Raw genomic sequence first — 15,295 nt, 5'->3', positions numbered from 1 at the left:
GTGTGTGTTTTTGGGATTGTTTATTTTGCTTGTGAAAACCATTTTTTTTGTCTTTCTAGAATTTCTGCACTCAAATCATTTTGAATACTTAGTGTGCAAAAAGTCTTTTCGCTGTCGGTTATGTTAACGGATATCTCAAGTAACAATTCATCCCTTAAAACCCCTACTTTGATTATCTCATTAGCAGCATACTGATTAATGACTGCCACTAAACTCTTCCCACTTACTTTTTCATGATTAATGGTGATGATTTTATCACCTACATACAGCCCATATTTTTGGGCACAAGTATCTGAAAACACAGTTGTAATTTGGACAAATTCTCCTTTGGTATTAACACTAATGCCGAAATTAGATAGCTCTTTTTTATTAATGCTAAAGACACAATCCACACCAACATAAGCAAAGGTTTCTTGTAGTGGCAACTCTTTTACACCATATAAATAATCATTGAAAAAATCAGACAAATCAGCCTTAACTAAATCATTGACAATACATTGTATGGTATTGTCTTTTAGACCAAATTCTTGATAATTCTCCCAAGCAAATTTTAAAACATCATCCAGCGATGCCTTGTCATTGGTGCGCTGTCTAATGTTAATGTCAAGCACAAAAGCAAGCAATGCGCCTTTGGTGTAATAACTAACAATGGCATTGGGAGCGTTCTCATCTTGTTGGTAAAACTTAGTCCAAGTGTCGTAACTAGATTCTGCTAAGGATTGTTTTTGCCTACCTTTAGATTGCTGCACTCGTGTTATGGTTTGAGCAAAAAGAATTAAATATTGCTTTGGTGTTAAAATTTGAACGCGTAATAAAGACAATTCATCATAATATGACGTAAAGCCTTCAAAAATCCATAACTGCTGAGTGTAGTTTTCTGCATTCAAATCTAATTGATGAAAACTGGCAGGCTTAATGGTTTTAATCCACCAAGTGTGGAAATATTCATGAGAGCATAGGGCTAAAAATCTTGTGTATTCTGGTGTTATATCATGCTCATTAAATACTGGCATTTCTTTCCTAGAACAAATAAGACTTGAGGAGTTTTTATGCTCCAATCCGCCATAAGCGTTCGCTCTAACTAGAGTTAAAAATAAGTACTCATCAAATGGAATAACGCCGTTAAAAAAATCAATATGGTGAGTGCATATAATCGCCAAATCCTTTGTTAGACGCTTGATATCTGCATTGTGCTTTCCAGTGATTGCCATTTTGTGGCTAATGCCTCTTGCATCAAACTCTAGCTTGGTAAAAGCTGCCATTTCTACAGGATGGTCAATCAAATCTTGATAATTGTGGGCAATAAAGTTCATATTACCTAAGGCTGTCAAACCTGTGGCACACGACCAGTTGTCTAAGGTTTGATTGGCAGGCTTTATATTCAGCTCACACAAATCTGACTCAAACCCTAAAGGCAGTAAAAACAAACTACTACCGTTAAAAAAAGCACGCTCGTTATCTAAATAAGCCGACCTAACTGATAAATCAAAGGCATAAACCTCGTATTCAATACTTAGTATATTTTCACAAGGATAGCTAATCCAATGATTTTTATCAAGTTTTTTAATCGGCACTTGCTGGTGGTGGCTTTTAGCCTTAATACTGATAATATTTTTAGCAAAATCACGAATCAAATAACTACCAGGAATCCAATTGGGTAATGAGAATACTTGCCCTAATGAATTAGGGTTTTTTAGGGTTAATACAACCTTAAAAATATGAGCATGAATATCTTTAATGGCAACTGTGTATTGGATGCTCATAAGGCATTTTTCGTTATTTTTAATGCTTTGAAAAATAAAATTCTGGTGTTATTTATATCACCCAAAGCAAAATTCATCATGGCAATAATTGGTCAATAGCCGCCTTAAAATCAAGCACTGATTGTTGATAATTTTTTGCCACTTGAATGTGGTTAAGATTTGCACTTTGTTCATTGTTTTGTGCCGAAATAACAAAACTTGCTTGAGAATTAGCGTTGTTGTATCTTCGTTTTTCCTCTTTGGTGCGCGCCTTGGCAATTTTGATTTGCATTTTATTGGATTCAAGTATTTCCACCAAATACTGAATTTTTTGCTTTAATACATTTGCCTTGGCATGGATGTTTAATAATTGCTCTTGCTTTAGCTCTTTAGCTCTAGCAAGTTTTATTTGTGTTTTTTCAATGGCCGACTTGGCTTGCGTGCCACCAAGAGGATAGCTCAAATCCAAGCCAATATTCCATGATGAGCTTTGGTTAGAAATAGAATCTATATAGCGACTATCTTCACCTTCACTGCTAATACCAAGCTTCAAGTCAAGCTGTACTTTTGAATTGCTTTTGTCACTCTTTAGCTGACGTTTTAGTAAGTCTTGGCTTAAATCAGCCATTTTTAATACTCTAGAATTCGCCAATAAGTATTGTTTAAGATTATCATCATTGGTTATATAGCGCTGATATAAATCAAATTCAGCCTTAACATCAGAAAAACTAATATCTAAAGTAATGGCTATTTCATGACGCAAAAGATTTAAATCTTGCTGGGTTTGAAGCTGTTGCTGTTTAGCGCTTTGATAAGCATCTTCTTGTAACAATACATCAACCTTATCAACCACTGACATGGTAAATTTTTGTTTAACCAAAGTCAATTCTTGGGTGGCTAAATTTAGCCGTTGATTATTAACCATTAAACGCGCTTGAGCGTAAGCTAAATCAATAAATTTCTTTAGTTGAGCAAGCATAAAAACCTCTTGTTGCTCAATAGCATCAAGCCTAAATATTTGTATATCAATATTAGATAAATCTGTATTTAGCTGATCATTAACACCGCCTGCGTTTTTCAATAGTGGATGAACATAATCAATAGAAAATTTATTTCTATTGGTATTTAAACCGGCGGTTGTAGCCTTGTTTTTATCTTTCCAACTGTGCTTGAGAGTAATATCAGCGCCTGAACTTACTATTTTCTTAGTTGCTGAAAAATCAATTGAGGTGGTGTTTAAATCATTATAAGTCGTTATGGATGAAATATTGCTCGCATCTTCACTCTTAAAATTAGTATTTACGCCAACAATCCAATCTTGATTGGCCTTGGTTGCTTGTTGATCAAGTTGTTTAATTTTTACAGACAAATCAAGTTGTGTAAAAAAAGGATGCGTCTCTTTTAAGCGCTCAATAAATTCATTTTGTGTCATTGCTTGAACATCAAGACAAGTGACAAAAATCAATGCAGTGGTTAGGTTTTTTTTCATGTTGGAATAACTTTTTTAATTTCGTTAATAATGGCGTATAACTTCTTACCTGTGGTATCAATCACTACATCTGCCACTTCTTGATATAAAGATTCGCGCTTTGATACTAAATCACGAATAGTTTTTTCTCGATTGCTTGATTGTTCAAGTAGTGGTCTAGATTTAGAATTCATGGTGTATTTGAGCAATTGTTCGATTGTTGAAGATAAATACACCACAAAATTATCACGCTTAAGCATTTCTCGATTTTTAGGATTAATAACAATACCGCCACCAGTAGCGATGACAATATTTTTAATTTCACATAAATCAGCCAACATTTGTGTTTCACGTTTACGGAAGCCCTGTTCACCCTCTACATCAAAAATATGGTCAATGGCCACACCTGTGCGTGCTACTATTTCAAAGTCTGAATCAAAAAAATCACGCTTAAGAACGCAGGCTAAGCGGCGACCAACCGATGTCTTACCAGAGCCCATTGGTCCAACTAAAACAACATTTGGTGAGTGGCTACTCATTAAAGTCTATGCCAGTTCGTAACTGGCACTACAGGTATGGACAAGATGCTTTACCATTTTTTGTCAAATTTTAAAAATACTTTAGGGTGCATATTCCACTTTTGCGCCTCTGGTGGTGGACAATGAAATGGCAAATTTTTTTCTTCCACAACACTAAAACTCACATGTTTTTTTGAAAATCATCTACGGATAAATTCATTGGCAATCCAGTGTTGGTATTGCTCATTTCTACCATAAACACAATCAAAATATAAGGTTTGTAACTGCTCAGTCACTGGACCGCGTGTACCTAAACCGATTGTACGATTATCAAGTTCACGAATAGGGGTTATCTCTGCCGCTGTACCTGTAAAAAATGCCTCATCTGCAATGCACACTTCATCACGAGTGATGCGTTTTTCAATCACTTTATAGCCTAAATCAGTTGCCAATTTGAATACGGTATCACGGGTAATACCTTCTAGTGCTGAGGTCAAATCAGGCGTGTAAATAACACCATCTCGTACAATAAAAATATTTTCACCACTGCCTTCAGCCACAAAACCATCAACATCTAACATTAATGCCTCATCATAACCATCAGTTAAAGCTTCTTGCAAGGCTAGCATTGAATTAATATAATTGCCATTAGCCTTGGCTTTAGTCATAGCAATATTAACATGATGGCGCGCATAACTTGAAGTACGAATGCGAATGCCATTTTTCATATTATCTTCACCTAAATACGACCCCCATTCCCAAGCAGCAATAATGGTATGCACCTTAAGCCCATCAGCACGTAACCCCATACTTTCTGAACCATAAAAGCACATAGGACGAATGTAGGCGCTATCAAGATTATTTTTAACAACGGCATCCTTTTGGGCTTGGTTAAGTTCGTCTTTGGAAAATCCAATATTCATGTTCATAATTTTGGCAGAATTAAACAATCTATTGGTATGCTCTTCAAGGCGGAAAATTGCGGGTCCTTTTTTGGTTTCGTATGCACGAACCCCTTCAAACACACCCATGCCATAATGCAGAGTATGCGTCAATACATGGACTTTAGCCTCACGCCAATCTACCCACTCACCATCAAACCAAATTAAACCATCTCTATCGTCAAATGTATGCATTTTTATTCCTTATCCAATTCAAACACAGTATGTAATGAACGCACTGCTAATTCTAAATACTTCTCATCAATCACCACTGAAATTTTAATCTCACTGGTTGAAATCATCTGAATATTAATACCTTCATTATGCAATACCTCAAACATTTGTGCGGCAATACCCGCATGAGAGCGCATACCAATACCCACCAGTGATACCTTAGCCACTTTGTCATCACTTTGGACAGCCATTGCGCCTAATTCTTGACACAAACGGTCTAGGATTTTACTAGCGGTTTTAAAGTCATTTCTATGCACAGTAAAAGCAAAATTAGTCAAGCCTTCGCGTGCAGATACACTTTGCACAATCATATCAACTTCGATATTGGCAGTGCTAATTGGGCTTAAAATTTTAAATGCGATACCAGGCTCATCTGGCACACCGATTAAACTTAATTTTGCCTCATCTTTATTATGAGCAATGCCTGAAATAAGGGCTTGTTCCACAATATTCTCCTCACTAGTAATTAACGTACCTACTGGATTGTCAATCAAAGATGACAATACTCTTAATGGCACTTTATATTTTGATGCAAACTCCACTGAACGAATTTGCAAAACTTTTGAGCCAAGTGATGCCATCTCTAACATCTCTTCATAACTCACAACATCCATCTTTCTGGCATTGGGTTCAATACGTGGGTCAGTTGTAAATACACCGTCTACATCAGTATAGATTTGGCATTCATCAGCCTTAAGTGCAGCTGCAAGTGCCACAGCAGTAGTATCAGAACCACCACGACCTAATGTGGTAATATGCCCATCTGCATCCACACCTTGAAACCCTGCTACAACAACAACTTTGCCTTGAGCTAGGCTTTGGCGAATGCGATAATCATCAATTGACTTGATGCGTGCTTTACCATGCTCAGAGTCAGTCATAATACGCACTTGCGCACCTGTGTAAGAAATCGCATCACAACCTAACTGTTGCAATGCCATAGTCAACAAAGCAATCGTCACTTGCTCACCAGTCGTTAATAAAACATCCATTTCTCTTAGAGAGGGTGTGTCTTGAATGGTTTGTGCAAGTGCAGTCATTCGATTGGTTTCACCACTCATGGCAGATACACTTACCACCAGTTGGTCACCTATCTCTTTAAATGCTTTGATTTTTTGTGCAACCGCCTGAATACGCTCAGCTGAAGCGACTGAAGTACCACCGTATTTTTGTACAATTAATGCCATTAATTATAGTTCAATCAATAATTATCAAAATTATACGTTAGCATTCGCACTTCCAGTAATAAAAAAGCACTACTTCACTACTTATTATTAAAATAGGCTTTATTTATTAATCCTAAAGTTCAAATTCCAAGTGCAGCTTTTTGTTGGTTAGTAATACCTAATTTAAACTTCTTCTTGGTCGATTGGTCAGCAAAACAATAGCCTTGTTAACTTGGTTTTCTGATAAATTATCTGCTTGGGCAGGTGTTGCCTAAACAAGCTAATTGTCTTCATTTATGACTACCTACTTGTATTCTTTCCAAGTTTTTATTAATTCTATGTAATTGTTAGACACAGAGTCAATTAATTCTTGGTCACTTATTTTATGCTGTATCCACTGTTTCGCTGGCTCGTAAAAAGCGTCCTACTGATTGCAAAACCTTTGCAAATCTCGTGTTTTGAAGCAATGGCAAAAGATTCTTTCACGGTTTTCATAGATGCCGATAATCCCAATAATAGCACCCCTTGACAGTACGGATCGTGACTCAATAAAATATCGCTAATCAATTGCCAAGATTTATTTTGCAACGGAACGGGGACAATTTCCACCAATCTGGCTTGATACCAAGATGATAAAACCTCTTTAATACTTTGGACATAGTAAATATATTATCTTCAGATTTTTCAGATAGAATTACTTCTAATAACAATTGGTGCCCACTGTGAATACAAGCCAAGTATAACTCTTTCAGCTGCCGCTCTTGTTTAAGCCTTAATTCAAGTGAATCATCTGGATGATAAAACACCAAACATTAACAATATGTGTCAATGGTCAAGTTTGTAACTTTAATCCAATTGGGCCTTCGCCTTCAAATTCTAACGGACGTGAGTCAGGCAATGCTACTGGCCTTGCAATCCACCATGACTTGCCAGCAGTAGAATAAAGTGCATCATCAATCAAAACACCAACATTTTCCTCTGGAAAATCGATTTTATCGATAGCACACTCAACCGATTGTACTAAAAGTTGTTTTAATTTAGTTATTTTTTTTGGATTTTCTCCACACTGAATTGCTAAATCATAAAGTTGTTTACGGTGATCAAACGCTAATGCACAAACTTCTGTTGGTGTATTGCTCCTCATGCTAACTCTATGTAAGTGGTTAAGCATCTTGGCTTGGGTTTGATATATTGTGTATGTTGTCTAAATAGTAAAACAATTCCCTTTCACTTGGAATTGCTGGCGCGCAACCATGTCGAGAAACCGTTAATGCACCACAAGCATTTGCGTAAATAGCACTTTTTTTATGCACCTCCTTTCTCAAATAACCACGCATAAATCCAGCCATAAAAGCATCGCCAGCACCAAGCACATTTAATATTTCGACTTTTTCACCTTTAATAATTTCAAAATTATTAAAGGTTTTTGGAATATCATCTTCAATTATCGTACAGCCTAAAGCGCCTAACTTTAAAATAATAACAGCACTACTTAATTTTCGAATTTGTTTTAGGGCGATAATTATGTCTTCACTACCACCGGCAATATAAATCTCTTCTTCAGTACCAACAATAACATCACAATAAGGCAGTATAGTTTGTATATGTTGACTGACTGACGCTAGCACTTTGACACAAATCGAGATTCTCCATCACCTAGTCCAGCAAAGACCCCACAGCACTGGACGATAATCAATATCGACAATCATCTTAGTTTTACCTGCTTTAGCATACTCAATGGCTTTCATACTGGTACGATAAGTGTTCTGTGTTGAAAAATGCGTCCCTGTAATTAGAAGCACTTGGCTGCTGGTAATAAATTCAGCTGTAAAATCTTTTTCATCTAGCGCCATATCCGCACAATCTTGACGGTAAAAAATCAGTGGAAAGGTGTCTTTATTTTCTATGCCTAAGATAGCCAAGACTGTTAAACGCTCTTTATCAGTGATAACATGAGAAACATCCACCCCAACACTTGCCAATTCGAGTAAGCATTGCAGACTTAAGACCAAGCTTAGCACAACCGTAAGCAATATTTGCAGATGAACCGCCAAAGATACTTTGCAAAACTACTCATGTCTTCTAAAGGTAGACCCAATTTGTTGCCCGTACAAATCCACTACCGCACGTCCTAAACAAATAATATCTAATTTTTTCATTATGACTTCAACATCCACACGTGATCGGGATGGTTTTTGAAAATCCATTGGCGCTTTAGCCCAGCCATTACATTTAAATAATAAGAGTCATACCCATAAGGCACGCCAACAGGATGATAACCACAAGGTACCATAACAACACATTTATCCTCTCATCAACAGATAAATCATCAGTGTATACCCGCTGAAAAACAAAACCTTGGGCGGGATTAATCCGATGATAGTAAATTTCTTCTAAATAAGACTCATTGGCGGATTGTCACAGTCATGCTTATGAGGCGGATAACTAGACCAATTTCCAGCAGGTGTTTTAACTTCAACCAATAATAAACTGTCTGCTTTGTCTTGTTCTGGCAAGATGTTACAAATATGCCTTGTGTTACTGTCTTGTCCTCGGGTTTCAGACTACATGTGTTCTGGTTTTATCCATCTGGCAGGATAATTCCCAAAACCAGGTGCAGTTGCTACAGCTAGCTCAAGTGTGGTTAAAGCCTTGATTGATATTTGACTTTCATTGGGCACATATACAGCGTGAGGTTTTTTGTCTTCAAAAACATTCATCCTATCGCCAACATTATAATATGTCTGACCATCATCTGCTCTACCTGATAAAATTATCAAACCATGGTTCAACATTTGAGTAACACCATGTTAGGTTTTGTTGTGGAGCCAGTTTATAGGCCTTAAAACCAACATACTTCCAATTTGCTACTTCTGGCGTAATGTTTTGATAGCAACCATCTGAGGTTAGATTAGGTGGTGATAATAGTGTCATGTTTTTTGTTTTTATTGATTGTAGCCAATTGATACACACATTGTTTGTGCCAAACATAGTGTTGCATTTAATGACCTAAATGTATGGATTTCTGCCTCATGCACTATAAATAAATGATCCGCAAGATCGGCTATAGGATTAAGCTCTGTGTCTGTAATAAGAATAACTTTTGTTTTTGATTGTTTTGCTATTTTTACCGTTTGAGTGGTAACGAAAGAATAAGGGTTATAAGTTATAGCAATCAACACAGCCTTATCGCTAAACCAATGATCTAGCGGAGGACTACCCACACTTGCATTGTCAGCAATACGGCAGCGTATGCCTAAATTATTTAACATATAGTTAAAGTACACTACCACAGGACATGCCCTATTTGTACCACACACAAGCACTTCACTAGCGCCATATATCATTTTTACAGATTTGTCTATCAGAGCCGGATCAATTTGCTCAGACAAAAGCTTAATTGTGCCAATATTTCGTTCGATAACATCGTGAAATATACTTGTAGTACTCGTACTTATATCATTCTTAATTACTTTTTTAACATCTACAATACGTTGAGAATAATTAATTGTAGTTTGAGCAATTCGAACTTTAAAAAGCTTTTGTAATTGTGCAAAACCACTAAAACCTATAGTCTGAGCAAAGCGTACCAAAGTTGATGGGTATACACCAACATCATCAGCAATTGATGCCAAAGTATTTGTGGCAAGCTGTTGTGGTTGGTCAATAATATAAACAGCTATTAGTTGCATTTTTTTACTTAGTTTGGCGTATTTAGATTGCAACAAAGTATTTAATTCATTAACATCCTGCGGAATCATAAGATATATCCTATATTTAATTATAAATGAACAACTTTACCACTTTGAAGAGATGCCATGGAGGCTTCAGCAATTTGCATTGCCAATAAACCATCTTCAATACTGACACTTGGTGATTGTCCACAGCGAACAAGGCTGTTGCCTTTTTTAAGATTTCATTGTCCCTTTGTGCGCGCCAAAGTTGTTTCTCAAGCAGTTGTATTGTTTGTTGTTCAGAAGTCAGCGCTTTGCCTGACTCTGGTGTTTGTCCACCAAGCTCTGCTAGGTATTGTTTTCTCCATCTGCTAACTGCTGAGGAGCAAGCTCCTGATATTATCATGATTTTTTTTATTGGTGTAATTCTCATGCACCATGAGTTTGGCATAATCTAGTGTTCCCCCCCTCAAGGGGGTATTGAACAGAATGTTCAACGGTAAAAGTCACTCGTTGTTTTCTTGATTTATATTGTGTCATTACTGACCTCCTTATGGTTTGTATTATAAGGCTATCTTTGTGTCCAATAAAATTAGACTATTGCAATCACGGGTACCTATGCCTTTGGCATATAGGCTTAATATCTGACTATCAAAAGCACCCAATCGGCGTTTGACCTTTTTCAATAATTAAAGGTTCAAAGCTACCTCTGCGGTCTCTTGGGATAGCAAGTTCAACTTCACCATGATTGCCTTTGACGGTTTTAGGGTAATAGCCATTACGAGCATTGCTGTCTGTATTAAGCTCGCTGCTATTTTGCCCATATTTTGGATAACCAAGATGATGTTCCATCTCAGCACCTAATGCTGCTTCAATGGTCATTTTAACCAGTGAAGCAGATAGACCTGCTAAATCATCTTGGGTGTGGATGTCTTTGGCAAGTTCATCAGCAAAAGCACGGAGCTTTTTCTGGTTGATGCCTGTGTTGTTAAGTTGCTTTTTTTTTGTTTCTTGGTATTGTGTTACTCATGTTTTTTCTCCTTTTCGGGGATTATAAAATATGAGGGTTTACACAATCTGGTTTACAGGGTCTAGTGCACTTAATTTTTCTTAAAATATTAAAAAAATAATGTCGTCTGGTTTTCTTGATTTAGTATGTTTATTAGAAATTTCGATTGTTTTTAATTTGGCGTATAGGGAGGTTAAGCCTTTATTTAACAAACATCAAATACAAGATAAAATACAACAAATAACAAGCCGTAAGGAAGTAAAGAATACTGTCAAAATAACTCTAATAGATTGGCAGAAGAGGCAGTAACAAATTCTTACAAAAAATTTATTTCTACAGGAAATTTTCTACTTAAAAAAAATAGATGAATCGTATTGGACTAAGTGGATTAATCTCAATATAGCAATAGTTTTATGCATACTATTATTTGCAACTGTATATCAACACTTAACCCAAATTAAATATATTGTTGATAATTTTGATGAGGTGTGGTGGGTTCTGTTTTCCATATTGGTTGCTAGTATTGTTATCCCTATATATTTAACACATCGCTCTAATGAAAAAATAAAAGATATATATAAACAACTGGAAACCGCTTCAAAAAAATTCCTAAATACACATAGCAAGTATCTTGCAGAGAAAGCTGAGAAGCAAGTCTGGGGGAGTTTTGTCTAAATTTAAGAGCATAAACATTGGTATGTCTAAGCAATATTTAGAGTCCAAAAAAGTTTTTAGCATTTTTAACATCTGACTTTATTTGTTGTTTTAGTGCTGGAAAAGAGTCTAATTTTTGTTCATCACGAATTTTGTATTTGAATATAACCTTGGCATTTTCGCCATAAACTTGGCTGTTAAAGTCAAATAAAAAGACTTCTAGTAAGATTGTTTCACCCCCAACTGTGGGGCGCTTGCCAAGATTGCAGACGCCGTTGTAAATCTTGCCATTTAATGCTACATTAACGGCAAACACGCCTAATAGTGGGCTGATTTTTCTTTTAATGGGAATATTGATTGTGGAAAAACCGATGGTTCTGCCTTGTTTTTGACCGTGAATGATTTTTCCTGAGATTGAAAATTCTCGCCCTAACAGTTGATTTGCCAAATCAAAATCACCCTCTTTAAGTGATTGTCTGATTTTTGAGCTGCTGACCCTGTCAAAGTTGTGAAACACAGTGGGTGTTTTTTCTACCTCAAAATCAAAAGTTTGTAGCAAAGAAAAATCACCTGTTCGGTTGGAACCAAAACGAAAATCATCGCCAACTAGGCAGTACTTAATATTGAGTTTATCTAGCAATATCTGCTGAATGAAGGCGTCAGCAGAGAGTCGTGAGAATGGCGTATTAAAGTTGATTAATAAGTGCTCATCTAGTCCAAGGTTTGCAAGCAAGGCGTGTTTTTGCTTAAAACTACTCAGTGTGGCTTGCGCGTGTCCAAAAAAGTGTTGTGGCGTTGGTGCAAAGGAAGCAAGCACTGATGGTAAATTCATGGCTTGTGCTTTATTAACCAAGGTTTTGATAATTTTTTGATGCCCTATATGCACACCATCAAAGTTGCCAATGGTAACGACACTGCCCGAATGAGGTTTTAAATTTTTTAAGCCACGAATGAGTTTCATAAGCGTTTATTTTAGTCTAATTGGCGAAGGATGTTATTAACTGGTTTTGGCACACCAATATTTAACTGAGATAAGGATTTAAACTCACCCTTGACATCTAGGCAGTGGATGAGTATTGGGTGAATCAGCAAATGATAATGGGTGAAGCTGTGTTTAAAAATGGCTAGGCTTTTTTCTATCAAAGCTGATGGGTGAAAATCAGTTATGGCTTGCTGAATATCTTTGCCATTATCTGCACACTCTACAAAGCTCCACAACCCACCCCAAACACCCTTGTTTGGGCGTTTTTGTAAGTAGACGTTGTGTTTGTCATCTTTAAAAATTAGCATGGCAATTGAGCGGGTGGGTTTGTTTTTCCTTGGCTTTGGATTGGGGTATTTATCTTGAGTGTTGGTTTGTTGCGCCAAACAATCGGATTGGATTGGGCACTGCTCACAATCTGGCTTACGTTGAGTACACAGGGTTGCGCCTAGATCCATGATGGCTTGTGTATAGTCAGCGTTACGCTCATTAGGCGTGTGATATCTAGCCAAGTGCCATAGCTCTTTAAGTGTTTTGCTTTGTCCGTAATGACCCTTAACTTGATGGTATCTTGAGAGTACGCGCTTAACATTACCATCGAGTATGGCGTGGTTTTGATTAAAGCTAATGGCTAAAATAGCACCTGCTGTGGATTCGCCTATACCGGGCAAGTCAATCACTTGTTTAAACTCAGTTGGAAAATTGCCTTGGTATTGGTTTATGACGATATTGGCAGTTGTGTGTAGGTTTCTTGCTCTGGCGTAATATCCCAAGCCTGCCCATTGAGCCAATACTGCGTCTTCAGAAGCGTTGGCTAAGGCGGCTAATGTGGGAAAATGCTGAATAAAATTATTAAAATAATCAATAACCGTTGCTACTTGAGTTTGCTGCAGCATGACTTCACTCAGCCAAACATGATAAGGGTTGTTTGGCATATCTTGTACTGCTTGCCAAGGCAGGCAGTGACGACCAAACTGGTCAAACCACTTCAGTAGTGGCTTTGAGATTGAGTGCACTATTTTAAATTAAGCGGGTCATGCGGATTAATGTCACCCATAAATGGCTTGTTAATGTCCTCATGAGTTGTTTGGTAAACGCAACCAATCCAGTTATTGATAATGACATTAGTGGCATTGCCCCAAGTGTTATTTAGGGTTTTGCTAATGAGTTGTTCAGGAAAGTCTGCAATGCTAAATTTTGTGGACAAAAGCTTGGTTTTATACTCATTGAGAATGGCTTTGCTTTGCTCGGTTAAATAGTGCTCAGGGAAAGGCGGATAGTCATCTCGTGTTTTTTCCAAATAGGCAATAATATCGCGCTTGTATTCTTTTAATAGGCTAATAGTGTCGTACTCTGGATGACCTTGAAAAAATACAATCCTTAATAAATCTTCACTAACGCCTAAGTGTACACCGATTTTGCTTTCAACTAAAATTTTAACTCCAGCAGCATCAAATTGTGCTTTTGAAATTTCATTAAAGCGAGAATGGGGCACATCAAAGCGCGTATTCACGCCACTCATTAAAGGGTGCTGCCTCTCTAGCACTTGGTGTGGAAATACACCCCAACATTTTCCACCAATGGCTTGGCGTTTTTGTCCATATCTAAATTCCAAAACAGCATGCGTTGCCAAGCATGAGCACAGTGTTGAAGTAACGTGGTCGTACGACCAATCAACCACTTCTTTTAATTCTTCATAGAAAAGTGCTTTTTGCAACTCTGCTTGTTCAATATGTGCACCTGTAATAATCAGTGCATCAAGCCCTTGGGTTTTAATGTCTGCAAAAATTTGATAATGTTGTTTGATGTGTTTGCTTGTTTTTTCGCCACGCTTGATTGACGATAGTGTAAATGGATGTAGATAAAATTGTGCAATTTGGTTAGAGTGCCCAATAAGACGAAAAAATTGGCGCTCGGTTGCTTCAAGTACAGCATCTGGCATCATGTTTAATAAGCCAATATGCAATTCACGAATAGCTTGGTTGCTTGCTCTGTTTTTTGATAGAATGGTTTCACCCTCATCTTTAAGACGTGCAAAAGCAGGCAAGTTTGAATGTGCAATTAGTGGCATTAGTTCATCGCTCCATAAATAAGCTCAAAGACCTCATTGGCATGCTTGCACTGATACAGATCCTCGCTATCAATGATGTAGCCATATTTTTTAGCAATGGCTTCATATTTTGGCTTTCGATGTTTAAGCAGGCGTGGGAACACCCAGCGTACAAACTCGTTTGGGTCGATTTGTGCGATATAAATTAGCTGATTTTTTTGCAGATAAACATCCAATTGTTGCTTCAGAAAATCAGCCTGATAATACAAAGGTTTTGGGTGTGTTTGTGCACGTTCAACCAAAGCGGTTTCGTTGGTTTTACTGGCTCTAATATAAAGAATCACTGTGTTATCAGCTAGGGTTTGATATACCTGCTCATTGTCTAATTCACACAGACTACCACCTGTATCATTAATAAAATGATTAAATCCTTGTGTTTTTGCTTTTTGTATAAATTGTGGCACGTCAAGCATGGCCTTGGTTTCTGCGTTTAGGTGCATCGCTTGACGGGCAACAAAAGTATCAATGGGTGTGCCGCCCAGTTCAGGATTGCCTGTCTTGCCTAAAAAAGCAGAGACTGATGATAAATTATCAAAGGTAATATGATTTTGAATGCTGATAGACTCGTTATCCAGCAGATTTCTAAGCCATTTGTCTTGTTTGACGTGACTCTTGATGTTGTCTAAAATTTTATCATTCAAATACTCAGCACCAATGCGATAGTCACCAGAATAATGAAAGTATTTATCTTGACGGTTAAGGAGTTTTGCTAGGTGTGTTTTTCCCACGCCTGACATGCCTAATAGCGTTAAGCATTTGTGATTAGAGTTTTTGAATTCGTTGGCTGATAGTTTCAT

General features: G+C 37.2%; 10 protein-coding genes and 4 pseudogenes. All 14 read right to left on the bottom strand.

Translation table 11 applies throughout. The features are described 5' to 3' along the window. Positions 1-20: 20 nt before the first annotated feature. Positions 21-1,763: a M61 family metallopeptidase gene (locus tag CVFO_RS01650; protein ID WP_201339853.1), complete on the bottom strand. Its 1,743-nt coding sequence runs from the start codon at positions 1,761-1,763 to the stop codon at positions 21-23. Positions 1,764-1,839: 76 nt separating this feature from the next. After that, positions 1,840-3,231 carry a TolC family protein gene (locus tag CVFO_RS01645; RefSeq protein WP_201339852.1) on the bottom strand — a complete coding sequence of 464 codons (1,392 nt, stop codon included), beginning with the start codon at positions 3,229-3,231 and terminating at the stop codon, positions 1,840-1,842. Further along, positions 3,228-3,749, bottom strand: a complete 522-nt coding sequence (locus tag CVFO_RS01640) for a shikimate kinase (protein ID WP_201339851.1) — start codon at positions 3,747-3,749, stop codon at positions 3,228-3,230. Before CVFO_RS01640 ends, CVFO_RS01645 begins: the two co-directional genes overlap by 4 nt. Positions 3,750-3,928: 179 nt before the next feature. Continuing rightward, entirely contained in the window at positions 3,929-4,864 is a 936-nt protein-coding gene (locus CVFO_RS01635) for a branched-chain amino acid transaminase (RefSeq protein ID WP_201339850.1), read from the bottom strand. Positions 4,865-4,866: 2 nt separating this feature from the next. Next, on the bottom strand, positions 4,867-6,090 hold the full coding sequence (locus CVFO_RS01630) for an aspartate kinase (RefSeq protein WP_201339849.1): 1,224 nt from the start codon (positions 6,088-6,090) through the stop codon (positions 4,867-4,869). Between the two features lie 283 nt (positions 6,091-6,373). Then, positions 6,374-8,228, bottom strand: a pseudogene (locus CVFO_RS01625) (bifunctional 5-dehydro-2-deoxygluconokinase/5-dehydro-2-deoxyphosphogluconate aldolase). Further along, positions 8,228-9,003, bottom strand: a pseudogene (gene iolB, locus CVFO_RS01620) (5-deoxy-glucuronate isomerase). Before iolB ends, CVFO_RS01625 begins: the two co-directional pseudogenes overlap by 1 nt. A gap of 11 nt (positions 9,004-9,014) precedes the next feature. Further along, positions 9,015-9,830, bottom strand: coding sequence for a MurR/RpiR family transcriptional regulator (locus tag CVFO_RS01615; RefSeq protein WP_201339848.1), 816 nt, complete (start codon positions 9,828-9,830; stop codon positions 9,015-9,017). A 138-nt stretch (positions 9,831-9,968) separates the two neighbouring features. Beyond that, positions 9,969-10,183, bottom strand: a pseudogene (locus tag CVFO_RS08720) (IS3-like element ISSde8 family transposase); the annotation flags it as partial. Positions 10,184-10,348: 165 nt separating this feature from the next. Then, a pseudogene (locus tag CVFO_RS09380) lies at positions 10,349-10,721 on the bottom strand (transposase); the annotation flags it as partial. Positions 10,722-11,464: 743 nt separating this feature from the next. Further along, entirely contained in the window at positions 11,465-12,367 is a 903-nt protein-coding gene (ribF, locus tag CVFO_RS01600; RefSeq protein WP_201339846.1) for a bifunctional riboflavin kinase/FAD synthetase, read from the bottom strand. A gap of 11 nt (positions 12,368-12,378) precedes the next feature. After that, a complete protein-coding gene (mutY, locus tag CVFO_RS01595; protein WP_201339845.1) occupies positions 12,379-13,404 on the bottom strand; it encodes an A/G-specific adenine glycosylase in 1,026 nt (341 codons plus the stop codon). Then, complete coding sequence (gene metA / locus CVFO_RS01590; protein ID WP_201339844.1) at positions 13,404-14,459, bottom strand: homoserine O-succinyltransferase MetA; 1,056 nt, start codon at positions 14,457-14,459, stop codon at positions 13,404-13,406. The genes mutY and metA overlap by 1 nt, the downstream gene beginning before the upstream one ends. Next, complete coding sequence (locus CVFO_RS01585; protein ID WP_201339843.1) at positions 14,459-15,295, bottom strand: ATPase; 837 nt, start codon at positions 15,293-15,295, stop codon at positions 14,459-14,461. The genes metA and CVFO_RS01585 overlap by 1 nt, the downstream gene beginning before the upstream one ends.

The sequence above is a fragment of the Isorropodon fossajaponicum endosymbiont JTNG4 genome (genome assembly GCF_016592615.1).
GTDB lineage: Bacteria > Pseudomonadota > Gammaproteobacteria > PS1 > Pseudothioglobaceae > Ruthia.
This window is presented reverse-complemented; position numbering and strand designations above follow the sequence as displayed.